This is a genomic window from Halomonas gemina (genome assembly GCF_023554995.1).
GTDB lineage: Bacteria > Pseudomonadota > Gammaproteobacteria > Pseudomonadales > Halomonadaceae > Halomonas > Halomonas gemina.
Map to the genome: position 1 here is coordinate 244,218 of NZ_JAMJPK010000005.1, position 23,086 is coordinate 267,303.

Consider the following 23,086-nt stretch of genomic DNA (forward strand, 5'->3'; position numbering starts at 1 on the left):
TCGCAAGTAGGGACGCGCCGGACGGCGGTCAACGACGGAGGCGAACCGCTGGTTGCTGCGTGCTTGTGCTCAGCGCATGTCGCGGATGCGGTAGTGCGCCCGGCCGCCCCGGGTCATCCTTGCACGATGGATCCGACACGGCATGATCATGTTGAGTACGGGGCGGAGGCAGGACATGTCTCGGTGGGACGTCGCCCATCCGGCCCTGCGGTCACCGCCAACACCTGGCATTCATCGATTCGCCAACGCCGGCCTCCGGCACGTTGTTGTACGTATCCCGTGGTCTTCGGCCGTGCTGCAGGGAGCGCGACCGAAGCCGGGCGTGGCGTTCTAACGCTTGCTTGTCGGCGGCGGGACCTCGGATTGGCGAGGATCATCGCGGCCTGAACTTTTCGCTCCGGCCTGCGTGTCTGTCGTGCAGGCGCTCTGGCGGGTCGTGACGACCCAGTGAAGCGAGCTGGCAATATAACAGCAAAGGGGGTGGCCAGCAATTGGCGCAGGATGGCCTGCACTGCGGTAGAATGCGCCTTTCGAGCAGGTATCCAGTGGAGTGGCGGCATGGCCGAAGGGCGCGACGTGCAGTGGGTGGAAGTGACCGAGGGCCAGGTCGGCCAGCGGGTCGACAACTTCCTGTTGACGCGCATGAAGGGGGCGCCCAGGGCGCTCATCTACCGCATCGTGCGCAAGGGCGAGGTGCGGGTGAACAAGAAGCGGGTCAAGGCCGATACCCGCCTGGCACTGGGCGACATGGTGCGCATCCCCCCGCTGCGCCTCACGCCCCGGGAGGCGGTCCGCGAGGTCAGCGACAACCTGCGCAACCTGCTCGCCGGCAGCGTGCTGTTGGAGGGGCGCGACTGGCTGGTGATCAACAAGCCCTCGGGGCTCGCCGTGCATGGCGGCAGCGGGGTGAAGATCGGCCTGATAGAGGCGTTGCGCCAGGTGCGTGAGGACCTCGATTTCCTGGAGCTGGTCCACCGCCTGGACCGTGATACTTCCGGCTGCCTGCTGCTGGCCAAGTCGCGCCCGGCGCTGCTGGCGCTCAACGCCTCGCTCAAGGAGCGCCAGATGGACAAGCAGTACCTGGCGCTGGTGGCCGGGCGCTGGCCGGCGCGACGCGACTTCGTCAGCGTCCGGCTCGACCGCTATGAGCTTGCCAACGGCGAGCGGCGGGTGCGGGTCGATACGGCCGGCAAGGTGGCCCGGACGCGCTTCGCGGTGCGCGAGGCCTTCGAGAAGGCCACCCTGGTCGAGGCCGAACCGGTCACCGGGCGGACCCACCAGATCCGCGTGCATGCGGCCCATGCCGGCCATCCGCTGCTAGGCGACGACAAGTACGGCAGCCGCGAGAGCCAGCGACTCTCCGCCTCGCTGGGGCTGTCGCGCCTCTTCCTGCATGCCGCGGCCCTGACCTTTCCCGAGCCCAGCAGTGGTCGGCCAGTGAAGATCAGGGCGCCGCTGCCCGGTGACCTCGAGGCGGTGCTTGACCGCGCCCGTCGTTCCCGCTGACACGGAGGCTTCATGCGCTATCGACTGGCCATCTTCGACTGGGATGGCACCCTGATGGACTCCATCGCCCGGATCGTCTCCAGCATGCAGGTGGCCTCCCGGGAAGCCGGCTGGGGCGAGCTGGAGGCGGAGGCGGTCCGCAACATCATCGGCCTGGGGCTGCCCGAGGCCATTGCCACCCTCTGCCCCGGCATCGACGCCGAGCGCGCCGAACTGCTCCGGGCGCGCTATGCCTTCCATTTCGTCGAGGGCGATACCGGCCCCATGCGCTTCTATTCCGGCGTCGAGGCCGGCCTTGACCGGCTGCGGGGCAGGGCGGGCCAGCGGCTGGCCGTGGCCACCGGCAAGAGCCGCCGGGGGCTGGATCGCATCTTTCGCGAGAGCGGCAGCGGCGGCTGGTTCCATGCCAGCCGTACCGCCGACGAGACCCTCTCCAAGCCGCATCCCCGGATGCTCGAGGAGCTCCTCGCCGAACTCGATATCGAGGTCGGCGAGGCGGTGATGATCGGCGATACCGAATACGACCTCGAGATGGCCCGAGCGCTGGGCATGGACCGAGTGGCGGTGACCTGGGGGGTGCATGCCCCGGCGCGCCTCTCCGCCAGCCGGCCGGTGTTCACCGCCCAGTCGGTACCCGAGCTCTTCGACTGGCTGCACGGCTAGCTGACCAAGGGACAGGACGACCATGAGTGACGACGACAAGCGTGACGATCGCTGGACCAGCGGACCGGAGCTGACCCCGGAGCAGGCCCGCCGTGAGCGCGAGGCGCAGCGGGCTGATGGGGCGCCGCCGTCCGCCGAGGATGCCGAGACGCTGCGCGAACGCCAGCGCCTGGCCCAGCTGGAGATGATGGATCGCTGGATCGGCGGGGTGCTGGTGGAGCAGCGACGCTCCCGGCGCTGGAAGCTGTTCTTCCGCTTCTTTTTTTTGCTGCTGATCCTGGCCTCACTCTCGATCTCGCTCTACGCGATCCTGGGTACCACGGGGAGCGGGGCGCCTGCCCGGCCGCACCTCGGTGTCATCGAGGTCAAGGGGGTGATCGACAGCGACTCGCCGGCCAGCGCCGAGCGGATCATCGAGGGCCTGGAGCGAGCCTGGCGGGCGGACGAGGCCGCGGCGGTGGTGCTGCATATCGACAGCCCCGGCGGCAGCCCCGTGCAGTCCCAGCGCATCTTCGAGGCGGTGATGCGGCTGCGCGAGTCCGGCGACAAACCGGTGCTGGCGGTGATCGAGGACATCGGGGCCAGTGGCGCCTACTACGTGGCCGCGGCGGCCGACGAGATCATCGCCGCACCGGCCAGCCTGGTGGGTTCGATCGGGGTCATCCACGCCGGGTTCGGCTTCGAGGAGGCCATCGGGCGCCTGGGCGTCGAGCGTCGCGTCTTCACGGCCGGCGACAACAAGGCGTTCCTCGACCCCTTCTCGGACATCGCCCCGGCGCAGCGCGAATTCTGGCAGGAGGTGCTCTCCACCACCCACCGCCAGTTCATCGACGACGTGCGCGAGGGACGCGGCGACCGGCTGGCCGACGACGAGCGACTGTTCAGCGGGCTGATCTGGAGCGGCGAGCAGGCCCTCGAGCTGGGGCTGGTGGACAGGCTCGACAGCCTCGACGGCGTGGCTCGCGCGCGGCTCGGCGAGGCGCGATTGCGCGACTACACGCCACGCCTGGACCCCTTCGAGCGGATCTCTCGCCAGTTCGGCCGCGTCGCCATGGAGTGGCTTGGCCTACCGCGAGGGGAGTCGCCGTTACGCTATCAGGTCCACTAGCGCCTCCTTCATGGCTCGCGGCTTGCCCGGCGACAGGTCTGCGAGGGGGCGCAGTGAACCCCTCCCTGGGCGCTACCGATGCCCTGCTTCGCTCTCGCATCCTGCTCCGCTTGCAGGTCCGGTGCTAGCCATCCATGGCCAGCCCGTTCGGAGCAGTGCTCCTCACCCCTGGCATACGACCCCCTCTACGACCTGTCCCCGGCGCTGCTGTCTGTAGCAGCGCCGGCTTATTGAGTGTTTGGTCCGAGAGGGTCCAGGCCGGCTTCGCGTAGCATCTCGCAGAGCCGGATCAGCGGCAGGCCGACCAGGGTGTTGGGGTCGTCCCCCTCGAGCTTCTCGAACAGCGCGATGCCCAGTCCCTCCATGCGGAAGCTGCCGGCGCTGTCCAGGGGCCTTTCCCTCTCCACGTAGCGGGCAATCTCGCCCTCGCTGAGCCGGCGGAACACCACATCATAGGTCTCGTGGCAGACCCGGTGGCGGCCGTGCCCGCTGTCGAGCAGCGCCAGGCCGGTAAGGAAGCGCACGCGCCGGCCCGAGAAGCGGGCCAGGTTGGCGCGGGCGGTGGCCTCGTCACCTGGCTTGCCGAGGACCTCGCCGTCGAACAGCGCCACCTGGTCGGAGCCGACGATCAGGTGTGCGGGAAAGCGTTCGGCCAGCCGCTCGGCCTTGGTCAGCGCCAGGCGATGGACCAGGGCCTCGGGGTCCTCGCCCGGGCGCGGTGTCTCGTCGATGTCGGGGCTCTCCCAGGCATAGGGGATCCCCAGGCGATCGAGCAGCTGGCGGCGCCAGGGGGAGCCCGAGGCAAGGATCAGGCGGGGCATGGGCATTCTCCGGGTCGTGTCGGTGGAGCGGTAAGTCGGCAGCGCCGGTCATGGCGCCTCGCCACCATGGTAACCTGGGACGCTGGCGGCTTTGACAGGGGCAGGGGGAGTGCCTATCATTGCGCGCCTATGTTGACTACAAGACTCCCCGGTAGGGTCGAGCCCTACAAGCTCGTGGCCCGTGCCGAACACCTGGAAGGCCTGGTGGCGCTCGCCGAGATGGCGCGGCTCGCCGAGGAAGTCGGCGCCCAGTCCGGCGATGCCCAGGTATGGCTGGATTTTGCCATCGACCCCCAGGGGCGACGGGAGATCCGTGGCCATCTGCAGGCCGAGTTGCAGCTGCCGTGCCGGCGCTGCCTCGAGCCCATGGCGCAGCAGGTGGAGAGCGATTTCCGGCTGGGCATGGTCACCAGTGACGCCCTGGCCGCCGAGCTGCCGAGCACCCACGAGCCGGTGCTGGTGGAAAACGAACAGCTGAACCTGCTGGCGGTGGTCGAGGATGAGCTCATCCTCAGCCTGCCCCAGGTGGTTTACCACGACGAGGCCGAGTGTCCGGTCTCGCGCGACCAGCTGAACAGCGGGGAGGCGACCGACGCGTCGGCTAGCGCCCCGGCTAGCCCTTTCGATGTGCTGCGGCAGATCAAGGGCAAACCCTGATATATCCTCGTTTCACTCTGGAGTGACAACCCATGGCAGTTCAAAAGAACCGCAAGACCCGTTCCAAGCGCGGCATGCGTCGCAGCCACGACGCCCTCACCGCGCCGGCCCTCTCCCAGGACAAGGAGACCGGCACCACCCACCTGCGCCACCACGTGTCCCCGGACGGCTTCTACCGTGGACGCAAGGTCGTCGACGCCTGACGCGACGGCATCCTGGATGGTAATGGCTGGCCGTTGACGTGCGGATCGCCATCGATGCGATGGGCGGGGACCTAGGTCCCCGCCCGGCCATCATGGGGTCCGCCGCGGCTGCCGGCGCCGACCCCGATCTCGAGCTCCACCTGTTCGGCCCCGCCGGCCTGCTGGAAGACGAGATAGCCCGCCTGCCGCGGCAGCTTGCCGCGGCGGCGTCGCGTCTACGGGTCGGCGACGCTCCAGCGGTCGTGCAGCAGTCCCAGCGACCCAGCGAGGCGCTGCGTCACGGGGGCGACACCAGCATGGCCCGGATGCTCGACTGCGTCGCCGCCGGCGACGCCGTGGCCGGGGTCAGTGCCGGCAACACCGGTGCCCTGATGGCGCTGGCCCGGCGTGCCCTGGGTACGGTGGCGGGGATTCCCCGACCGGCCATCAGCACTGCCATTCCCACCCGTGATCTGGGTCGCTGCTACCTGCTCGACCTGGGCGCCAACGTGGAGGCCAGTGCCGAGCGGCTGGTCGACTTCGCCCTGATGGGCGAGGTGATGGCTCGCCATGTGGACGGCCTCGTCGCGCCGCGGGTGGCGCTGCTCAATGTCGGCGTCGAGGGCACCAAGGGCCCGCGCAGCGTGCGCGACGCCGATGCCTGGCTGCACCGCCATCCCGACATCGCCTACCTGGGCTATGTGGAAGGCGACGGGATCTTCAGTGGCGCCGCCGACGTGGTAGTCTGCGACGGCTTCGTCGGCAATGCCGTGCTCAAGGCCAGCGAGGGCCTGGCGCGGCTGCTGGTCGAGCGGGTCCAGGCGACGTTCGAGGCCCACTGGAGCAGCCGGGTGGTAGGGCTGCTCGCCCGTCCGGCGCTTCGCCGCCTCAAGGGCGAGCTCGATCCCGTGCGCTACAATGGCGCCAGCCTGCTGGGGCTGGCCGGGATCGTGATCAAGAGCCATGGCAGCGCAGATGCCACGGGCTTTCGCTATGCGGTGCAGCGGGCGGTGAACGAAGTGAGGCGTGACCTGCCGACCCGGCTGGCTGCGGAGCTGGACCACCGCCGGTCCCCTGTCGACTCGGCCGTCCGCGGTCGAACCGACAGCGGATCCAGGCCCGACGGGCCGATCATGCCGGGCGCGCCCGGCATCGACGACAGTCAACAAGCGCAAAGGTGATCGACATGACGCAACCCCTTGCCCTCATCTTTCCCGGGCAGGGCTCCCAGCAGATCGGCATGCTGCGCGAGCTGGCAGAGCGCTACAGCGTGGTGCGCACGACCTTCGAGGAAGCGGCCGATGCCCTGGGCTATGACCTCTGGCAGGTGGTGCAGGAGGGACCGGCCGAGGCGCTCAATGCCACCGCCTGCACCCAGCCGGCCCTGCTCACCGCCAGCGTGGCGGTGTGGCGCGTCTGGCAGGAGCTCGAGGGGCCGCGCCCCGGGGCCATGGCCGGCCACAGCCTGGGCGAGTACAGCGCTCTGGTCTGCGCCGGAGCGCTGCCCTTCGCCCAGGGCGTGCGGCTGGTTAAGCTGCGCGGCGAGGCGATGCAGGCGGCCGTCCCCGCCGGGGAGGGCGCCATGGCGGCGATTCTCGGCCTCGATGACGCCACCGTGGAACAGGCCTGTGCCCGTGCCGCCGACGGCGACGTGGTCGCTGCCGTCAACTACAATGCCCCGGGCCAGGTGGTGATCGCCGGCAGCAAGGCCGCCGTCGAGCGGGCCATCACAGCCTGCCAGGAAGCCGGCGCCAAGCGCGCGATGCCGCTGCCGGTCTCGGTGCCGTCGCACTGCGAGCTGATGCGTCCTGCCGCCGAGCGCCTGGCGGCGGCCATGGATGATGTCGAGCTGCGCTCGCCGCGCTACACGGTGTTCCAGAATGTCGACGCCCAGGCCCATGCCGACGTGGCGACCCTGCGCACCCGGCTGATCGAGCAGCTCTATCAGCCGGTGCGCTGGACCTCCTGCATCGAGGCGATGACCGCCCGCGGTGCCGAGGTGTTCATCGAGTGCGGCCCGGGCAAGGTGCTCACCGGGCTCAACAAGCGAATCGCCCGAGGCAGCAAGGGGCTGGCGGTCAACGACCCGGACAGCCTCTCCGCGGCCCTCGAGCTGGCCAGGGAGGCCGTCGGCCAGTCACCGTCGGCCAATGGCTGATCCACTCCCGGACGAAGACGGATAGAGACCATGACAACCGAGCGTAGAGTCGCCCTGATCACCGGGGCCAGTCGCGGCATCGGCCGTGCCATCGCCCACGAACTAGGCCGCCAGGGGCGTATCGTGATCGGTACCGCCACCTCCGATGCCGGTGCCGAGCGGATCGGTGCCGACCTCGCGGCAGCGGGGATCGAGGGCGCCGGCCGCCCGCTGGACGTCACCGACCCGGCCAGCGTCGAGGCGCTGGTCAAGGCGGTCACCGAGGAGTTCGGTGCCCCCACCATCTTGGTCAATAATGCCGGCATCACCCGTGACAACCTGCTGATGCGCATGAAGGAAGACGAGTGGGACTCGGTGATCGACACCAACCTCAAGTCGGTCTACCGCGTCAGCAAGGCCTGCCTGCGCGGCATGACCCGGGCGCGTTTCGGGCGTATCGTTTCGATCAGTTCAGTGGTGGCCACCATGGGCAACCTCGGCCAGACCAACTATGCCGCCGCCAAGGCGGGCATGGAGGGCTTCACCCGTGCCCTGGCCCGTGAGGTGGCCTCGCGCGCCATCACCGTCAATGCGGTGGCCCCCGGCTTTATCGCCACCGACATGACCCAATCCCTGCCGGAGGAGCAGCACAAGGCGCTGCTCGGCCAGATTCCGCTGGCGCGGCTCGGTGAGCCCGAGGAGATCGCCGCGGCGGTGGGCTTCCTGACCGGCGACACGGCGGGCTACATCACCGGCGAGACCCTGCATGTCAACGGCGGCATGAACATGCGTTGAAGCCTCCAGGGGGCGGCGGTTGCGCCGGCCCAGGGGCGTCTATAAACTACCCCGCAGCTTCCGGCTAGCGGATCTGGATCTTTAACGGCTGGTTTTCCGAACGGCCAATGTGAACGACTGGAGTACGTCATAATGAGCACCATCGAAGAGCGCGTTAAGAAGGTTGTGGCCGAGCGTCTGAACGTCAAGGAAGAAGACATCCAGAACTCCTCTTCCTTCACCGAGGACCTCGGCGCCGATTCCCTGGATACCGTCGAGCTGGTGATGGCGCTCGAAGAGGAGTTCGATACCGAGATTCCCGACGAGGAAGCCGAGAAGATCACCACCGTTCAGGAAGCCATCGACTACGTCAACGCCCACCAGTAAGGTGGCGGTCGATACCGCTTGCTGAGGCGTCCGGGGCCAGGGCCCCGTGGAGAGCCGTCCTGCCATGTCAGGACGGCTCTCGTGCTATGCGCGACAGGAACTTGCCGAGCCCGCACAGGTCGGGGAGACTCGGGTATAATGCGCGCAATGACGGCCCTCTCGCGGGGTCGTGTCACCAAGGTTGTCTGGAGGAAAGCTGATGGCTCGTAGAAGGGTTGTGGTGACCGGACTTGGTCTGGTCACGCCGGTGGGGAATGCCGTGGAAGAGAGCTGGGCCAGCATCCTGGCCGGCAAGAGCGGTATCGCGCCCATCAAACACTTCGATACCAGCGCCTTCAACACGCGCTTCGGCGGGTCGGTGAAGGACTTCGACATCAGCCCGTACCTGAACCCCAAGGAGGCCCGCAAGATGGACCTCTTCATCCAGTACGGGATGGCTGCCGGCGGCCAGGCGATCCAGGATGCCGGGATCGAGTGCCACGACGGCAATGCCGACCGCATCGGCGTGGCCATCGGCTCGGGGATCGGTGGCCTGCCGATGATCGAGCACAACCACAATGCCCTGCTCAAGGGCGGGGCGCGGCGGATCTCGCCCTTCTTCGTCCCGGGGTCGATCATCAACATGATCTCCGGCAACCTGGCGATCCAGCACGGGTTCCGGGGGCCCAACATCGCCATCACCACGGCCTGCACCACCGGGACCCACAATATCGGCTACAGCGCCCGCACCATCGCCTACGGCGATGCCGACGTCATGGTCTGTGGGGGCGCCGAGATGGCGACCACGCCGCTGGGCCTGGGAGGCTTCTCGGCGGCCCGGGCGCTCTCCACCCGCAATGACGACCCGGCCGCGGCGAGCCGGCCCTGGGACCGGGACCGCGACGGCTTCGTGCTCTCCGATGGCGCCGGCGTGGTCGTGCTCGAGGAGTACGAGCAGGCCAAGGCCCGCGGGGCCACCATCTATGCCGAGCTCACCGGCTTCGGCATGAGCGATGATGCCTACCACATGACCGCGCCGCCGGAAGATGGCCATGGCGCTGCCCGCTCCATGCGCAATGCCATCCGCGACGCCGGCATCGACCCCTCGGCCGTCGACTACATCAATGCCCACGGCACCTCGACCGCCCACGGCGACCTGGCCGAGAGCCGTGCCGTCGAGGAGGTGATGGGCGGGGCCGCGAAATCGGTGGCCGTCAGCTCCACCAAGTCGATGATCGGCCACCTGCTGGGTGCCGCCGGGGCCGTCGAGGCGGTGTTCTGCGTGCTGGCCATCCGTGACCAGGTGGCGCCGCCGACCATCAACCTGGACAACCCCCAGGAAGGCTGCAACCTCGACTACGTGCCCCATACCGCCCGCAAGATGAAGATCGACGTCAGCCTGTCGAACTCCTTCGGCTTCGGCGGCACCAACGGCACCCTGGTCTTCACCAGGGTGTGAGGCCGGAGGCGCACCGGGTGGACGCCGGAGCCCCGTCGGAGGGCTGGCCGCTGGACGATCGCGGCGTCGCCTATGGCGATGGCCTCTTCGAGACCGTGCTGGTGCGTGACGGTGCCCCGCGTCTGTGGGAGTACCACCTGGCGCGCCTGGCGCGTGGCTGTCGGGTGCTGGGCATACCCATGCCCGCCGAGCACGAACTTGAGCGCCCGCTCGCCCAGGCCGGTGAAGGGGTTATGGTCCTCAAGCTGATCGTGACCCGGGGCAGCGGAGGCCGCGGCTATGCGCCTCCCGCGGCGCCCGCTCCCCGTCTGCGCTGGCAGCTGTCGCCCCTCGTCCCCGATGCTGCCCGCTGGAAAGTGGGGGTGCGCGTCCGCCACTGTCGCCTGCGGCTGGGCCTCCAGCCGGCGCTCGCCGGGCTCAAGCACCTCAATCGCCTGGAGAACGTGCTGGCCCGAGGCGAGTGGTCGGAGGCCGACATCGCCGAGGGGCTGCTCTGCGACGGCGAGGAGCGGCTGGTGGAGGCCACCTGCATGAACCTCTTCTGGCAGCGAGGGGGGCGGCTGGAGACCCCGCGCCTGGATCGCTGTGGCGTGGCCGGCACGCTGCGGGCGGTGCTGCTCGAGCGCCTGCCCATCGCCGAGGTCGATGCCGCCCCCGGGGTGCTGGCCGTTGCCGAGGCGGTCTGGCTCGGCAACTCGGTACAGGGTCTCTGGCCGGTGGCCCGGCTGGACGGGGCCGGGGGCGAGGCCCTGCAGCGCTGGACCATCGGCGCGGTGCATCGCCGCCTTCAGGCAGTGGCCCATGAGCCGCTGGGCTATCCGACACGGCTTGACGACTGAACGAGGACGACCCACATGGGGCGTGTGCTGAAGATTCTGCTGGTTCTGGCCATCCTGGCGGCCCTGGCGGCGTTCGCCGGGCATCGCTATTGGCAGTCGCGACTGGAGGCGCCCATCGCCCTCGAGGAGCCGGCCCTCTATGAAGTGCCCGACGGCGCCGGCTACCACCGGGTGATCAGCGAACTGGCCGAGCGAGGAATTGTCATCGATGCGTGGGCCTTCCGGCTGCTTACCCGCCTGGAACCCGAGGCCTTGCCACGCCTGCGCCCCGGGGAGTACCGCCTGGCGCCGGGCATGAGCGGGCGCGAGCTGCTCGCCCTGCTGGGCAGCAACGAGGTGGTCCGCTACCCGCTGACCGTTCCCGAGGGCTGGACCTTCCGCCAGATGCGCGAGTTGCTCGATGCCGCGCCGAAGCTGGCGCATGATACCAAGGGCCTCTCCGACGAGGAGGTCATGGCCCGGCTCGACCGCGAGGGGCGTCACCCGGAGGGCTGGTTCTTCCCGGATACCTACCACTACCACAAGGGGCTCAGTGATCTGGAGATCCTGCGCCAGGCCCTGGAACGCATGGAGGCCACCCTCGACGAGGTCTGGGCCGAGCGTGACGATGGCCTGCCCCTGGAGAGTCCCTACGAGGCACTGATCATGGCCTCGCTGATCGAGCGCGAGACCGGCGCTCCCGAGGAGCGCCCCGAGATCGCCGGCGTGTTCAAGCGGCGCCTGGAGCGGGGCATGCGGCTGCAGACCGATCCCACCGTGATCTACGGCATGGGGGAGCGTTATGAAGGCAACATCACCCGCGCCGACCTGCGCGAGGCCACGCCCTACAACACCTACGTGATCGAGGGCATGCCGCCCACGCCGATCGCCCTGCCTGGGCGGGCCGCGCTGGAAGCGGCGGTGCAGCCCGAGGAGGGCGAGACGCTCTACTTCGTCGCCAAGGGCGACGGCACCCACCACTTCTCGCGGACCCTGCGCGAGCACAACAACGCCGTGAACCGGTATATCCGCAATCGCTGATTGGAGTAAGCATGTGCAATAATGACCCCGATCGGCCAGCGAGGGACGCCGGAGACTGTCGCCGGGAACGTCTCGAGCGGAATGGCAATCAAGGAAAAGGACGCTTGATCACCCTGGAAGGCGGGGAGGGAGTGGGCAAGTCCACCAACCTGGCCCTGGTGGTAGACCACCTGCGGGCGCGTGGCCACGAGGTGGTGGCCACCCGTGAGCCCGGCGGCACGCCGCGTGCCGAGGCGATGCGCCGCCTGCTGCTCGACCCCGCCGGCGAGGAGCCCCTCGACCCCGATGCCGAACTGCTGCTGGTGTTTGCCGCCCGGGCTCAGCACCTGGCCAGGGTGATCCGCCCGGCACTCGAGCGCGGCGCCTGGGTGGTCTGCGACCGCTTCACCGATGCCACCTATGCCTATCAGGGCGGCGGACGGGGCATCGAGGCCGCGCGCATCGCCGAGCTCGAGGCCTTCGTCCAGCAGGGCCTCACGCCCGACCTGACGCTGCTGCTGGACATGCCCATGGCCGCGGCCCAGCAGCGCCTCGTTGGACGCCTCCAGGGGGAGGGCGGTGAGCGCGACCGCTTCGAGCGGGAGCGCGGCGCCTTCTTCGAGGCGGTGCGCCGGGCCTACCTCGCCCGTGCCGAGGCGGATCCCGGTCGCATGGTGGTGATCGCCGCCGGTGCCGGCCTGGCGGAGGTCCAGGCCGAGCTGCTGGCGCGGTTGGACGAGCGGCTGGTGGCCTGGTCATGAGCGAGGTCGAGGTCCCCCGTCCGTTGCCCTGGCTGCAGGCGCGGTGGCAGGAGCTGGTACGCCTGGCCGATGCCGGGCGACTGCCCCACGCGCTGCTGATCTCCGGCGCCCACGGCATCGGCAAGCACTCCCTGGCCGAGGCGCTGGTGGCTCGCACCCTCTGCGCCTCGCCGGGCGAGCATGCCTGCGGCCGCTGCCATGCCTGCCACATGCTGGCCTCGGGTTACCATCCTGACCTGCTGCGCGTGGCGCCCGAGGAGGGCAAGCGGCAGATCCGCATCGGCCCGGTCCGCGAGGTCAATGCCTTCGTCGCCCAGACCGCCCAGCAGGGCGGCTATCGCGTGATCGTGATCTCGCCGGCCGAGGCCATGAACGTGGCGGCCTCCAATGCGCTGCTCAAGAGCCTGGAGGAGCCCGGCGGACGGACGCTGTTCGTGCTGCTTGCCGACATTCCCTCACGGCTGCTGCCCACCATCCGCTCGCGCTGCCAGCACTGGAGCCTGCCGGTGCCGGCCGAGGCCGACTGCTGCGACTGGCTGGCCGAGCGGCTGGGCGGCGAGGAGGAGGCCCGCTTCTGTTTCCGCGCCGCGGGCGGCCTGCCGCTGCGGGCGCTGGAACTCGCCGAGCCGGAATCCCGGGCGCTGCGCCAGCAGCTCCTGGATACCTTCGAGGCGCTGGTCAGGGGGGCCGAACCGGTGGCCGAGGCGGCACGCCTGGAGCGCCAGTCCATCGATGCCATCCTGTGGTACGGTATCGCCTGGCTCGAGGACCTGATTCGTCTGGGGCTATCGGGCAATACCAGCGAGCTGCGCAACCCCGACCTGCTGGTGCTCTATCGCCAGGCGGTCAAGAATGCCCGGGTGCGTGACTGGTTCCGCCTGCTGGATTACGCCCGCGAGCAGCGCCGCCTCCTGGCCGAGGGGGGCAACCCCAACCCCCAGCTGGCCCTCGAGGCCTGGCTGGTCCGCTGGTCCACGCTGCTGCGCTCCTGACACCTTGTGCCCTTGACCGAGGAGGCTCCATGGCCGCACAGAAAGCGCTCTCCCTGACGATCCAGGACGTCCCGACCCTGCTCTCGGCCTACATGCCGGTGCTGGAGCGTGGCGGCATCTTCGTGCCCACCCGCGAGCGCTACGAGCTGGGCCAGGAGGTCTTCCTGCTGCTCATGCTCCCGGGAGATGCCGAACGGGTCCCGGTCACCGGCCAGGTGGTCTGGGTCTCGCCCGAGGGGGTAGCCGGGCGCCGCGTCCCGGGCATCGGCATCCACTTCAGCGCCGAGGACCAGGCCGTGCGGGATCGCATCGAGACCCTGCTGGCCGGCCATCTCGACAAGGGCGCCCCGACCTATACGCTCTGAGAGCGCCGAGCGCCGAGCGCCGAGCGCCGAGCCTCCAATGCCCACTCTTTTACATCGGTTGTGTTCTGAATGTTTGTCGACTCCCACTGCCATCTCGACCGTCTCGACCCCGGGACCCACGGCGGCGATCTTGCCGCCGCCCTCGATGCCGCCCGCGCCCGGGACGTGCGCCAGTTCCTGGCCATCGCCGTGACCCTCGAGGACCTGCCGACCCTGGCCGAGCTTGCCCGGGCCCATGACGACGTGGTGATCTCCGCCGGCATCCATCCGCTGCACAGCGTCGCCGAGGAGCCGAGCGTCGCGGCGATCAAGGATGCGGCCGAGCGCGTCGCTGCCGTGGCCATCGGCGAGTGCGGCCTGGACTACCACTACCTCGACAAGACGCCTGACAAGGTGCCCTCCCGGGAGGTGCAGCGAGAGCGGTTTCGCCGCCAGCTGATGGCCGCCCGTGAACTCGAGCTGCCGGTGATCATCCATACCCGCGAGGCGCGCGACGATACCCTGGCCCTGATCCGTGAACATACCGACCCGGCGGTGGGCGGCGTGCTGCACTGCTTTACCGAGGACCTGGAGATGGCCCGGGAGGCGGTGCGTCACGGCTTCTATATCTCGCTGTCCGGCATCGTCACCTTCCACAGCGCCCAGGCACTGCGCGAGGTGGCCCGCCAGGTCCCCCTGGACCGGCTGCTGATCGAGACCGACAGCCCCTACCTGGCCCCGGTGCCGTACCGTGGCAAGCCCAACGAGCCGGCCTGGGTGGTCGAGGTCGCCGAGTGCATCGCCGGCGAGCGCGGCATCAGCGTCGAGGAGGTCGCGGCCCAGACCACCGCCAACTTCTACCGGCTGTTCCGCGCGGCGGCACCCGACGCCCCTGCCGAGGTGCGCGAGGCACTGCGCTCCGCGGGGCTGGTCTAGGCTATCCTCATCACCCTGTCGTCCGTGGCCCGGGGGAGGGCGCACCATGCAACTCGATCCGCTGCTGGCCCAGATCGATCCCGAGGGCGAGATCCCGCCGGTGGATCGCTGGCATCCCGAATACCTCGGCGAGATGGACCTCACCATCGCCGCTGACGGGCGCTGGATCCATGAGGGCACAGCCATTGCCCGGCCGCGGCTGGTGCGCCTGCTCTCGACCATCCTGCGCCGCGAACCCGATGGCGACTACGTGCTGGTGACGCCGGCCGAGCGGCAGCGGATCCGCGTCGAGGACCGCCCCTTCCTGGTGGTGGATGCCGAGCGCGACGGAGACGACCGGTGGTGGCTGACCACCAACGTCGGCGACCGCCTGGCGCTCGGCGAGGCCCACCGGCTGGTGCTCAGCGAGACGCCGGCCGGCGAAACGGTGCCGGAGGTCGCGGTGCGCTTCGGGCTCGCGGCGCGGCTGGGGCGCAACGTCTACTACCGCCTGGTGGAGCAGGCCGAGACCCGCCAGCTCGGCGGGGGCACCCTCGAGCTGGGCCTGACCAGCCAGGGCTGCTGGCAGCCCCTGGGGCGGCTGGACGCGGACACGCCTGATGGCGAGCTGCCATGACGCTGATCCGCCAGCTGACCCCCGAGCAGCGCGCCGTGGTTGCCCATGACCGGGGGCACGCCCGGGTCGCGGCGGTGGCCGGTGCCGGCAAGACCACGACCATGGTCGCCCGGGTGCTGCACCTGCTCGCGCAGGGGGTGCCCCCGGCGCGGATCCTGGTGCTGATGTTCAACCGCTCGGCCCGGGAAGACTTCCAGGCGCGCCTGGCGGCCACGGCGCCGGCCGGCCAGGCGCTGCCCGACGTGCGCACTTTCCACTCCCTCGGCCACCGGCTGACCGCGAGCCTGACCCGCTGGGGGGTGTTCGCGCCTCGCCAGCTGCTCACCGCCGACTGGCAGCTCGAGCGGCTGCTGCGCCAGGCGACGCTCGCCGCCCTGGGCGAGGCGCCCGAGGCGCGCGAGACGGCCCTGGAGGCCGAGCGCCTCGAGGCGCTGGCCCACTTCTGCGGGCTGGTGAAGGCCGAGATGGCCTCGCCGGCCGAGCTCCACCGCCAGCTCGACTTCGGCGAGGAGACCGGCCACTTCGTGGCCGCCTTCGAGCATGCCGAGCGACTGCTGGCCGACCAGGGGCTGATGACCTTCGCCGACCTGCTCTATCGTCCGCTGCTGGCGCTGGAAGCGGATGCCGGCCTGCGCGGCCGGGTCCAGGGCTTTCTCGACCACGTGGTCATCGACGAGTACCAGGATATCAACACCGCCCAGCAGCGGCTGCTGGCGCTGCTCGCCGGCCGCGATGCCGAGGTCATGGCGGTCGGCGATGCCAACCAGTGCATCTACGAGTGGCGGGGGGCCCACCCCGACACCATGCTGGAAAACTTCACCGCCACTTTCGGGGCGGCCCGCGACTATCCGCTCTCGACCACCTTCCGGCATGGCCATGCGCTGGCCCTCACCGCCAACCACGCCATCGCCGCCAATCGGCGGCGTCCCGACCAGCTCTGCCTGGCCGCCCCGGGCAATCCCGCCACCGGCCTGGCCGTGGGGCAGGGCAGCCAGGGGCTGCTGGCCGAGCTCGACGGCTGGCGCCGTGGGGGCCGCGGGCTGGATGAGGCCTGCCTGCTGGTGCGCAGCTGGGCGTTGTCGGTGCCGCTGCAGCTGGCGCTGCTTCGTGAGGGCATCCCCTTTCGCCTCGCCCGGGAGGACCGCTTCGTGTTTCGGCTGCCGCTGGTCGAGGCCCTGGCCGGCTACCTGCGCCTGGCCGTCGAGCCCCGCTGGCTCCAGGACCCGGGACACCTGGCGATGCTGCTGGCTCAGCCCACCCCCTTCGTGGCCCGGGAACGGATCATCGCCCTGGCCAACCGGCTGGCCGAGACCCAGCGCTGGCCGGAGCGTCACGATCCGCTGCTCGAGGGGCTCAAGCCCCATCAGCGACGCACCCTCAAGAAGCGCTGGGCGCTGCTCTGCGAGCTGCCCCGTCACTCGGCCTGGCCTCCCGCGCGGCTGCTCGAGCACGTGGTAGAGGCCGTGGAGGCCGAGAAGGTGCTTAAGCGCGCCGCCGCCCGACGCGACAAGGGCGAGGAGGACGTGCGCCTGCTCGACGTGCTGGTCGAGCAGGCCGGCGAGCTGGGCAACGACACCCGGGCCTTTATCGAGCTGCTCTCGCGGCCGGTGGAGAACCGCGACGACGGGGTGCTGATCAGTACCGTGCATGGCGCCAAGGGCCTGGAGTGGCCGCTGGTTCTGCTGGCGGGCGTCAACGAGGAGGACTTTCCCCACTATACTCGCGACAATCCCCTGACACCGGGGCGCCTGGAAGAGGAGCGGCGGCTCTTCTATGTGGCCATCACCCGGGCGCGGGAACGCCTGGTGCTGCTCCATGACGGCGGTGACCACCGTCCCAGCCGCTTCATTGCCGAGTCCGCCTGGGAGGATGGCCAGCGCGTGGCCCGCCGGCTCGATGGCGCCCAGGCCGGGGAGGCGCAGGGCCCGCTGCCCGTGTCCGACCCCGACCTGGTGCGGCGCTACCTGGCCTCGCTGGGTCACTCGCTGCCGCTGGTGGCGGCGCATCCTGCCGCTTCGTCCGGGCCCGCCGAGCCTCGAGCCGAGGGGTTCCGGGTCGGCCAGCGCCTGCGCCATGCGGTGTTCGGCGAGGGGCGGATCAGCGTGGTGGAGGGCGACCCGGACAACCCGGTGATCGAGGTGCGGTTCCACCACGCCGGGCGGCGCCGCCTGATCGCCCGCCGGGCCCCCATCGAACTGCTGGAGGGAGTCGACGCATGACACACCCGCTGATCACGGCCAGCGCGCTGGCCGATGCCCTCGAGGGCGCCAACCCGCCCCGGGTCCTGGACTGTCGTGCCCGCCTGGGCGAGCCCGGTGCGGGCCGCCGGCTATGGTGGGACGCCCACCTGCCGGGCAGCCACCATCTCGACCTCGACCGTGACCTGGCCGGGCCGCCGGGGGAGGGTGGCCGGCATCCGCTGCCATCGCCAGCGGCCTTCACCGCGGTGGTCCAGCGTCTGGGGATCAGGCCGCGACAGCCGGTGGTGGTCTATGACGACGTGGGCGGTCAGCTCGCGGCGGCACGGGCCTGGTGGATGCTCGCCTGCTGGGCGGGTCATCCCGATGTCCGGCTCCTCGACGGGGGGCTCAGGGCCTGGCTGGCGGCGGGGGGCGAGCTGCAGGAGGATGGCGACCCCGAGGCCATGCCGGCAGGCTCCGACTGGCAGCCGGCCTACCGCGACGACAGCCACGTCTCGGCCGAGGCGCTCCTGGCGGACGCCGCGACCAAGGTCGACGTCCGCGCCAGGGAGCGCTTCCGGGGCGAGGCGGAACCCATCGATCCTGTGGCGGGCCATATTCCCGGTGCCCTGTGTCGCCCCAGTGCCGACAACCTCACCGACGACGGGCACTTCAAGTCCGCCGGGGTGCTGGCCCGCGAGTTGCCCGAGGGCGAAGCGCCGATCGCCTACTGCGGCTCCGGGATCACCGCCTGCCACACCATCCTCGCCTATGCGGTAGCCGGCCGCCCCTTGCCCAGGCTCTATCCCGGCTCCTGGAGCGAGTGGATCCGCGACCCCTCTCGGCCGGTGGCGACCGGCGACTGACCCTGGGTTACGCCCGGAGCTGCAAGCCATGAAAAACGAGCTACAAGGAAACTCCTTGTAGCTCGCAGCGAGGGGGCATCCTGTCTGGCTCCTGGCTCCTGGCTCCTGGCTCCTGGCTCCTGGCTCCTGGCTCCTGGCTCCTGGCTCCTGGCTCCTCACATGTTCGGGTAGTTGGGCCCGCCGCCACCCTCCGGTGCCACCCAGGTGATATTCTGGGCCGGGTCCTTGATGTCGCAGGTCTTGCAGTGCACGCAGTTCTGGAAGTTGATCTGGAACCTGGGGTTACCTGCGTCGTCCTCGATCACCTCGTAGACCCCCACGGGGCAGTAACGCTGCGCCGGTTCGGCGTATTTAGGCAGGTTGTCGCGGATCGGCAGGTCAGGGTCGGTGAGCTTCAGGTGGCAGGGCTGGTCCTCCTCGTGGTTGGTGTTCGACAGGAACACCGAGGAGGGCTTGTCGAAGGAGAGCTTGCCGTCCGGTTTCGGGTAGTCGATCTTCTCGCACTCCGCGGCGGGCTTGAGCGTCGCATGGTCCGGGGTGGTGTCGTGGAGGTTGGGCAGCCTGCCGCCGAGCAGCTGGTCGGCGAAGTTGTAGGCGCCGCCCAGGAAGGTGCCGTACTTGTGGATCGCCGGGCCGAAGCTGGCGCTCGCCTCGAGCTCGGCATGGGCCCAGCTGGCTTCCCACTTCTCGGTGAACGATGTGAGCTCCTGGCCACCCTCGTCGCCCTCTCCCAGGGCCTCGAAGACGCTCTCCGCAGCCACCAGGCCGGACTTCATGGCGGTGTGCAGCCCCTTGATCTTGGCGAAGTTCAGCGTGCCGGCATCGCAGCCGATCAGCAGGCCCCCGGGGAAGGTCATCTTCGGCAGGCAGTTCAGGCCGCCCTTGGCGATGGCGCGGGCGCCGTAGGCGACGCGCTTGCCGCCCTCGAGATGCTTCGCCAGCACCGGGTGGTGCTTCATGCGCTGGAACTCGTCGAAGGGCGACAGCCAGGGGTTCTGGTAGGAGAGGTCCATGATCAGGCCGACCACCACCTGCTGGTCCTCGGCGTGATAGAGGAACCAGCCGCCGTGGGTATGCTTGTCCAGCGGCCAGCCGGAGCCGTGCAGCACCAGTCCGGGTTCATGCTGCTCGGCGGGGATGTCCCACAGCTCCTTGAGGCCGATGCCGTAGTGCTGCGGGTCCTTGCCTGCGTCGAGCTCGAAGCGCTCGATCAGCCGCTTGCCCAAGTGGCCGCGGGCCCCCTCGGCGAACAGGGTGTACTTGGCGCGCAGCTCCATGCCTGGCATGTGGCCATCCTTGGGCTGGCCATCGGCGCCGACCCCCATGTCGCCGACGATGATGCCCTTGACCACGCCGTCCTCGACGATGGTCTCCTGGGCCGCGAAGCCGGGGAAGATCTCCACGCCCAGCCCCTCGGCCTGCTCGGCCAGCCAGCGGCAGAGGTTGCCGGCGCTGATCACGTAGCGGGTGGACTCTCCACCATGGTTCTGGCCGCCGGTGTTGTGCATGGAGGGCGGCACCAGGGCATTGGGCAGCTTCTGGCCCTTCTCGGCATCCTTGAGCAGGTAGACCTCGTCGCGGGTCGCCGGTGTGGTCAGCGGGGCACCGCGCTCCTTCCAGTCGGGGAAGAGCTCCTGGAGGGCGCGGGGTTCGAAGACCGCCCCGGAAAGGATATGGGCGCCCACCTCGGAGCCCTTCTCCACCACGCACACCGTGAGCTCCTGGCCGGCCTCACCCGCCTGCTGCATCAGGCGAGCCGCGGCCGAGAGGCCCGACGGCCCGGCGCCGACGATGACCACATCGAAATCCATGGAATCGCGTTCGACTTGTTCTTCCACCTGCTCTCTCCTTGCTGTCCCGAGAACGCGGTCACTGGATGCGACCAACGTCGGAAGGATTTAAAACGGTCGTTTGCTTCTAGCCATGCCCCATGATAGGCATAATAGCGGTAAAGGGTCACCCCCTGCGATGGTGCAGTGCGTCATGGCCCGGCATGCGCCCCAGCTGCCCGGGGATTGTTGATCAGGAGGCGGCTATGGCACATTGAGAGGGTTTTTACGTTGCTGCGCCTATCAAACGCTTGCATGAAACGCATAAGGGTATGCCAGCCGGTTTCCAAGGAGGCAGGTCTCCTCCCGCATCGACCCGGGACAGGGTCCGCTTCGCCAACCATCAGGTTCCCAGTGTGAACCAAGCGAGGACACTATGAAGGTACTCGTCGCGGTCAAACGCGTCATCGACTACAACGTCAAGATCCGGGTCAAGCCGGACAACAGTGACGTCGACCTCACCAACGTCAAGATGGCCATGAACCCCTTCTGCGAGATCGCCGTGGAGGAGGCGGTGCGCCTGAAGGAGCGCGGGGTGGCGACCGAGATCGTCGCCGTCACCGTCGGCCCCAAGGCCGCCCAGGAGCAGCTGCGCACCGCCCTGGCGCTGGGTGCCGACCGCGCCATTCACGTCGAGACCGACGAACGCGTCGAGTCGCTGGGTGCCGCCAAGGCGCTGGCCAAGCTGGTCGAGGAGGAGCAGCCGGGCCTGGTGATCCTCGGCAAGCAGGCCATCGACACCGACAACAACCAGACCGGCCAGATGCTCGCCGCGCTGACCGGCCTGCCCCAGGGGACCTTCGCCTCGGAAGTCGTCATCGACAACGACAAGGCCCAGGTGACCCGCGAGATCGATGGCGGCCTGCAGACCGTGGAGCTTTCGCTGCCCGCCATCGTGACAACGGATCTGCGCCTCAACGAGCCGCGCTACGCCAAGCTGCCCGACATCATGAAGGCCAAGAAGAAGCCGATGGACGTCAAGAGCCCGGCGGAGCTCGGCGTCGAGGTGGCCTCGAAGGTCAAGCTGCTCAGGGTCGAGCCGCCGGCCGAGCGCCAGGGCGGCGTTAAGGTGGGCTCGGTGGATGAGCTGGTCGATAAACTGAAGAATGAAGCGAAGGTGATCTCATGAGCATCCTGGTCCTTGCCGAACATCACGACGGCGCCCTGGCTGGCGCCACCGCCCATGTGGTCGCGGCCGCTCAGGCCATCGGCGGCGATATCGACGTGCTGGTGGCGGGCGAGAATGTCGGCGCCATCGCCGAGGCCGCGGCCAAGCTGGACGGCGTGAGCAAGGTTCGCGTGGCCGACAACGCCGCCTACGCCCACCTGCTCGCCGAGCCCACCGCCGCGCTGATTGCGGAGCTGGCCGGTGACTACAGCCATGTGCTGGCCTGTGCCTCCACCACCGGCAAGAACGTGCTGCCCCGGGTAGCCGCGCTCAAGGATGTGGCGCAGATCTCCGAGATCATCGCCGTGGAGAGTGCCGACACCTTCAAGCGGCCGATCTACGCCGGCAACGCCATCGCCACCGTGCAGAGCGAGGACGCGCTGAAGGTGATCACCGTGCGCACCACCGGCTTCGATGCCGTGGGCGAGGGGGGTTCCGCCGCCGTCGAGGCGGTGGATTTCGTCGCCGACAACGCCCAGTCCACCTTCGTCAAGGAGGAGCTGGCCCAGTCCGACCGCCCCGAGCTGGGCGCGGCCAAGGTGGTGATCTCCGGCGGCCGCGGCATGGGCAACGGTGATAACTTCAAGCTCCTCGACGGCATCGCCGACAAGCTGGGTGCCGCCATCGGCGCCTCCCGCGCCGCGGTGGACGCCGGCTTCGTGCCCAACGACATGCAGGTGGGCCAGACCGGCAAGATCGTCGCCCCGGACCTCTACATCGCCGTGGGCATCTCGGGGGCCATCCAGCACCTGGCGGGGATGAAGGACTCCAAGGTGATCGTCGCCATCAACAAGGACGAGGAAGCGCCGATCTTCCAGGTCGCCGATTACGGGTTGGTCGCTGACCTCTTCGAGGCGCTGCCGGAGCTCGAGCAGAAGCTCTAGATAAAATCCCTTCGCGGTGCTGCCGGGGCGGAAAAGCAGCCGCGATCGTCCGCCAGCCCATGCGCGAGCCGGCCCCTCGAGGGCCGGCTCGCGTCGTTCAGGGGCGTCGATTAACATCTTCTATACAAGGGATAACAGGAATCATTAGCAGCAAGTGTGCTTCCCTGCCATCCTTGGGGGTGACACCGGACTACGGATCCCGACGAACCCCAACGAGGAGGAGTGATCATGGCGCATACCCTTCCAGACCTTCCCTATGCCTACGATGCCCTGGAACCGCATATCGATGCGTTGACCATGGAGATCCACCATTCCCGTCACCACCAGACCTATGTCAACAACCTCAATGCCGCCCTCGAGGGCACCGGCCTCGAGGACGTGCACGTCGAGGAGCTGATCGCCAACCTCGATCATGTCCCCGACGGAAAGCGCCAGGCGGTGATCAACAACGGCGGTGGCCACGCCAACCATTCGATGTTCTGGCAGATGATGTCGCCCAGCGGCGGCGGTGCGCCCAAGGGCCAGGTCGCGACCGCCATCGACAACGAACTGGGCGGCTTCGACGCCTTCAAGGAGGCCTTCACCAAGGCGGCGCTGGGTCGCTTCGGCAGCGGCTGGGCCTGGCTGAGCGTGACACCGAAGGGTCAGCTGGTGGTGGAGAATACCCTGAACCAGGACAGCCCCATCATGGACGGCAATACGCCCGTGCTGGGACTGGATGTCTGGGAGCACGCCTACTACCTGAAATACCAGAACAAGCGCCCGGACTATGTGGCGGCCTTCTTCAACGTGATCAACTGGGAGGATGTCGAGCGTCGCTACCGCAACGCCACGGCCTGATGCCGGGCCCCTCTCCCGCCGGACGAGCCGCACCCCTCGGGGTGCGGTTTTTTTCGCACGCGACCCCCGTGGTTGTCACGGGTCAATGCCCGGTGGATGAGCCGCGCCATCTGTGGCCGGGGATGGCACCATCGTAGCGGCACAGGTGGTCATCTTGCA

Annotated in this window: 24 protein-coding genes; 22 read left to right on the plus strand and 2 right to left on the minus strand. The window is 69.2% G+C overall.

The genetic code is table 11. The features are described from left to right. The first annotated feature begins 558 nt into the window (after window positions 1-558). The 3 genes from M8009_RS12640 to sppA are packed head-to-tail and all read left to right on the plus strand — an operon-like array spanning window position 559 to window position 3,277. A complete protein-coding gene (locus tag M8009_RS12640) occupies window positions 559-1,506 on the plus strand; it encodes an RluA family pseudouridine synthase (RefSeq protein ID WP_250061644.1) in 948 nt (315 codons plus the stop codon). 12 nt (window positions 1,507-1,518) lie between these two features. Continuing rightward, window positions 1,519-2,169: an HAD-IA family hydrolase gene (locus M8009_RS12645; RefSeq protein WP_250061645.1), complete on the plus strand. Its 651-nt coding sequence runs from the start codon at window positions 1,519-1,521 to the stop codon at window positions 2,167-2,169. A gap of 22 nt (window positions 2,170-2,191) precedes the next feature. Next, the gene (gene sppA, locus M8009_RS12650; RefSeq protein ID WP_250061647.1) at window positions 2,192-3,277 is read left to right on the plus strand and encodes a signal peptide peptidase SppA; all 1,086 of its coding nucleotides are present in this window, start codon (window positions 2,192-2,194) and stop codon (window positions 3,275-3,277) included. A gap of 227 nt (window positions 3,278-3,504) precedes the next feature. Here sppA and M8009_RS12655 read toward each other — a convergent pair whose 3' ends face one another. Further along, window positions 3,505-4,098 (minus strand): Maf family protein, encoded by a 594-nt coding sequence (locus tag M8009_RS12655; protein WP_250061649.1) that lies wholly within the window; start codon window positions 4,096-4,098, stop codon window positions 3,505-3,507. A gap of 129 nt (window positions 4,099-4,227) precedes the next feature. Here M8009_RS12655 and M8009_RS12660 point away from each other — a divergent pair, with 129 nt between their 5' ends. From M8009_RS12660 to M8009_RS12735, 16 genes are all read left to right on the plus strand, one after another. Further along, on the plus strand, window positions 4,228-4,755 hold the full coding sequence (locus M8009_RS12660; RefSeq protein WP_250061651.1) for a YceD family protein: 528 nt from the start codon (window positions 4,228-4,230) through the stop codon (window positions 4,753-4,755). A 32-nt stretch (window positions 4,756-4,787) separates the two neighbouring features. After that, window positions 4,788-4,958 (plus strand): 50S ribosomal protein L32, encoded by a 171-nt coding sequence (gene rpmF, locus M8009_RS12665; protein WP_250061653.1) that lies wholly within the window; start codon window positions 4,788-4,790, stop codon window positions 4,956-4,958. Window positions 4,959-4,996: 38 nt separating this feature from the next. Next, window positions 4,997-6,118, plus strand: coding sequence for a phosphate acyltransferase PlsX (gene plsX, locus M8009_RS12670; protein ID WP_347709844.1), 1,122 nt, complete (start codon window positions 4,997-4,999; stop codon window positions 6,116-6,118). A gap of 5 nt (window positions 6,119-6,123) precedes the next feature. Beyond that, the gene (gene fabD, locus M8009_RS12675) at window positions 6,124-7,095 is read left to right on the plus strand and encodes an ACP S-malonyltransferase (protein ID WP_250061659.1); all 972 of its coding nucleotides are present in this window, start codon (window positions 6,124-6,126) and stop codon (window positions 7,093-7,095) included. Window positions 7,096-7,125: 30 nt separating this feature from the next. After that, window positions 7,126-7,869, plus strand: coding sequence for a 3-oxoacyl-ACP reductase FabG (fabG, locus tag M8009_RS12680; protein WP_250061661.1), 744 nt, complete (start codon window positions 7,126-7,128; stop codon window positions 7,867-7,869). Between the two features lie 132 nt (window positions 7,870-8,001). After that, window positions 8,002-8,235: an acyl carrier protein gene (acpP, locus tag M8009_RS12685; protein WP_008956801.1), complete on the plus strand. Its 234-nt coding sequence runs from the start codon at window positions 8,002-8,004 to the stop codon at window positions 8,233-8,235. Window positions 8,236-8,434: 199 nt separating this feature from the next. Beyond that, window positions 8,435-9,673: a beta-ketoacyl-ACP synthase II gene (gene fabF, locus M8009_RS12690; RefSeq protein ID WP_250061662.1), complete on the plus strand. Its 1,239-nt coding sequence runs from the start codon at window positions 8,435-8,437 to the stop codon at window positions 9,671-9,673. Window positions 9,674-9,690: 17 nt separating this feature from the next. After that, entirely contained in the window at window positions 9,691-10,512 is an 822-nt protein-coding gene (gene pabC, locus M8009_RS12695) for an aminodeoxychorismate lyase (RefSeq protein WP_250061670.1), read from the plus strand. Between the two features lie 15 nt (window positions 10,513-10,527). Beyond that, window positions 10,528-11,532, plus strand: a complete 1,005-nt coding sequence (mltG, locus tag M8009_RS12700) for an endolytic transglycosylase MltG (protein WP_250061672.1) — start codon at window positions 10,528-10,530, stop codon at window positions 11,530-11,532. 104 nt (window positions 11,533-11,636) lie between these two features. Then, on the plus strand, window positions 11,637-12,272 hold the full coding sequence (gene tmk, locus M8009_RS12705) for a dTMP kinase (protein ID WP_250061674.1): 636 nt from the start codon (window positions 11,637-11,639) through the stop codon (window positions 12,270-12,272). After that, window positions 12,269-13,264, plus strand: a complete 996-nt coding sequence (locus M8009_RS12710; protein ID WP_250061676.1) for a DNA polymerase III subunit delta' — start codon at window positions 12,269-12,271, stop codon at window positions 13,262-13,264. The genes tmk and M8009_RS12710 overlap by 4 nt, the downstream gene beginning before the upstream one ends. A gap of 29 nt (window positions 13,265-13,293) precedes the next feature. After that, window positions 13,294-13,629, plus strand: a complete 336-nt coding sequence (locus M8009_RS12715; protein WP_106229220.1) for a PilZ domain-containing protein — start codon at window positions 13,294-13,296, stop codon at window positions 13,627-13,629. 69 nt (window positions 13,630-13,698) lie between these two features. Continuing rightward, window positions 13,699-14,544, plus strand: a complete 846-nt coding sequence (locus M8009_RS12720) for a TatD family hydrolase (RefSeq protein WP_250061678.1) — start codon at window positions 13,699-13,701, stop codon at window positions 14,542-14,544. Between the two features lie 46 nt (window positions 14,545-14,590). Then, window positions 14,591-15,160 (plus strand): DUF1285 domain-containing protein, encoded by a 570-nt coding sequence (locus M8009_RS12725; protein ID WP_250061681.1) that lies wholly within the window; start codon window positions 14,591-14,593, stop codon window positions 15,158-15,160. Then, window positions 15,157-17,379, plus strand: coding sequence for an ATP-dependent helicase (locus M8009_RS12730; RefSeq protein ID WP_250061682.1), 2,223 nt, complete (start codon window positions 15,157-15,159; stop codon window positions 17,377-17,379). Before M8009_RS12725 ends, M8009_RS12730 begins: the two co-directional genes overlap by 4 nt. Next, a complete protein-coding gene (locus tag M8009_RS12735; RefSeq protein ID WP_250061684.1) occupies window positions 17,376-18,206 on the plus strand; it encodes a sulfurtransferase in 831 nt (276 codons plus the stop codon). The genes M8009_RS12730 and M8009_RS12735 overlap by 4 nt, the downstream gene beginning before the upstream one ends. A 155-nt stretch (window positions 18,207-18,361) precedes the next feature. Here M8009_RS12735 and M8009_RS12740 read toward each other — a convergent pair whose 3' ends face one another. Further along, window positions 18,362-20,017, minus strand: a complete 1,656-nt coding sequence (locus tag M8009_RS12740; RefSeq protein ID WP_250061937.1) for an electron transfer flavoprotein-ubiquinone oxidoreductase — start codon at window positions 20,015-20,017, stop codon at window positions 18,362-18,364. A gap of 394 nt (window positions 20,018-20,411) precedes the next feature. Between M8009_RS12740 and M8009_RS12745 the strand changes: the two genes are divergently transcribed. The 3 genes from M8009_RS12745 to M8009_RS12755 all read left to right on the plus strand — a co-directional run bounded on the left by M8009_RS12745 (window position 20,412) and on the right by M8009_RS12755 (window position 22,927). Then, window positions 20,412-21,164 (plus strand): electron transfer flavoprotein subunit beta/FixA family protein, encoded by a 753-nt coding sequence (locus tag M8009_RS12745; RefSeq protein WP_250061686.1) that lies wholly within the window; start codon window positions 20,412-20,414, stop codon window positions 21,162-21,164. Continuing rightward, a complete protein-coding gene (locus M8009_RS12750) occupies window positions 21,161-22,087 on the plus strand; it encodes an electron transfer flavoprotein subunit alpha/FixB family protein (RefSeq protein WP_250061688.1) in 927 nt (308 codons plus the stop codon). The genes M8009_RS12745 and M8009_RS12750 overlap by 4 nt, the downstream gene beginning before the upstream one ends. Before the next feature lie 228 nt (window positions 22,088-22,315). Further along, the gene (locus M8009_RS12755) at window positions 22,316-22,927 is read left to right on the plus strand and encodes a superoxide dismutase (RefSeq protein ID WP_250061690.1); all 612 of its coding nucleotides are present in this window, start codon (window positions 22,316-22,318) and stop codon (window positions 22,925-22,927) included. Window positions 22,928-23,086 lie beyond the last annotated feature (159 nt).

Excerpts from the sequence above, each read along its gene's own strand:
- M8009_RS12715 (WP_106229220.1), top strand. The coding sequence starts at position 13,294 with ATGGCCGCACAGAAAGCGCTCTCCCTGACGATCCAGGACGTCCCGACC.
- M8009_RS12725 (WP_250061681.1), top strand. The coding sequence starts at position 14,591 with ATGCAACTCGATCCGCTGCTGGCCCAGATCGATCCCGAGGGCGAGATC.
- M8009_RS12745 (WP_250061686.1), top strand. The coding sequence starts at position 20,412 with ATGAAGGTACTCGTCGCGGTCAAACGCGTCATCGACTACAACGTCAAG.
- M8009_RS12735 (WP_250061684.1), top strand. The coding sequence starts at position 17,376 with ATGACACACCCGCTGATCACGGCCAGCGCGCTGGCCGATGCCCTCGAG.
- M8009_RS12660 (WP_250061651.1), top strand. The coding sequence starts at position 4,228 with ATGTTGACTACAAGACTCCCCGGTAGGGTCGAGCCCTACAAGCTCGTG.
- fabD (WP_250061659.1), top strand. The coding sequence starts at position 6,124 with ATGACGCAACCCCTTGCCCTCATCTTTCCCGGGCAGGGCTCCCAGCAG.
- fabF (WP_250061662.1), top strand. The coding sequence starts at position 8,435 with ATGGCTCGTAGAAGGGTTGTGGTGACCGGACTTGGTCTGGTCACGCCG.
- rpmF (WP_250061653.1), top strand. The coding sequence starts at position 4,788 with ATGGCAGTTCAAAAGAACCGCAAGACCCGTTCCAAGCGCGGCATGCGT.
- M8009_RS12655 (WP_250061649.1), bottom strand. The coding sequence starts at position 4,098 with ATGCCCCGCCTGATCCTTGCCTCGGGCTCCCCCTGGCGCCGCCAGCTG.
- M8009_RS12710 (WP_250061676.1), top strand. The coding sequence starts at position 12,269 with ATGAGCGAGGTCGAGGTCCCCCGTCCGTTGCCCTGGCTGCAGGCGCGG.
- sppA (WP_250061647.1), top strand. The coding sequence starts at position 2,192 with ATGAGTGACGACGACAAGCGTGACGATCGCTGGACCAGCGGACCGGAG.
- mltG (WP_250061672.1), top strand. The coding sequence starts at position 10,528 with ATGGGGCGTGTGCTGAAGATTCTGCTGGTTCTGGCCATCCTGGCGGCC.
- fabG (WP_250061661.1), top strand. The coding sequence starts at position 7,126 with ATGACAACCGAGCGTAGAGTCGCCCTGATCACCGGGGCCAGTCGCGGC.
- M8009_RS12640 (WP_250061644.1), top strand. The coding sequence starts at position 559 with ATGGCCGAAGGGCGCGACGTGCAGTGGGTGGAAGTGACCGAGGGCCAG.
- M8009_RS12730 (WP_250061682.1), top strand. The coding sequence starts at position 15,157 with ATGACGCTGATCCGCCAGCTGACCCCCGAGCAGCGCGCCGTGGTTGCC.
- acpP (WP_008956801.1), top strand. The coding sequence starts at position 8,002 with ATGAGCACCATCGAAGAGCGCGTTAAGAAGGTTGTGGCCGAGCGTCTG.
- M8009_RS12645 (WP_250061645.1), top strand. The coding sequence starts at position 1,519 with ATGCGCTATCGACTGGCCATCTTCGACTGGGATGGCACCCTGATGGAC.
- M8009_RS12755 (WP_250061690.1), top strand. The coding sequence starts at position 22,316 with ATGGCGCATACCCTTCCAGACCTTCCCTATGCCTACGATGCCCTGGAA.
- M8009_RS12750 (WP_250061688.1), top strand. The coding sequence starts at position 21,161 with ATGAGCATCCTGGTCCTTGCCGAACATCACGACGGCGCCCTGGCTGGC.
- M8009_RS12720 (WP_250061678.1), top strand. The coding sequence starts at position 13,699 with ATGTTTGTCGACTCCCACTGCCATCTCGACCGTCTCGACCCCGGGACC.
- M8009_RS12740 (WP_250061937.1), bottom strand. The coding sequence starts at position 20,017 with ATGGATTTCGATGTGGTCATCGTCGGCGCCGGGCCGTCGGGCCTCTCG.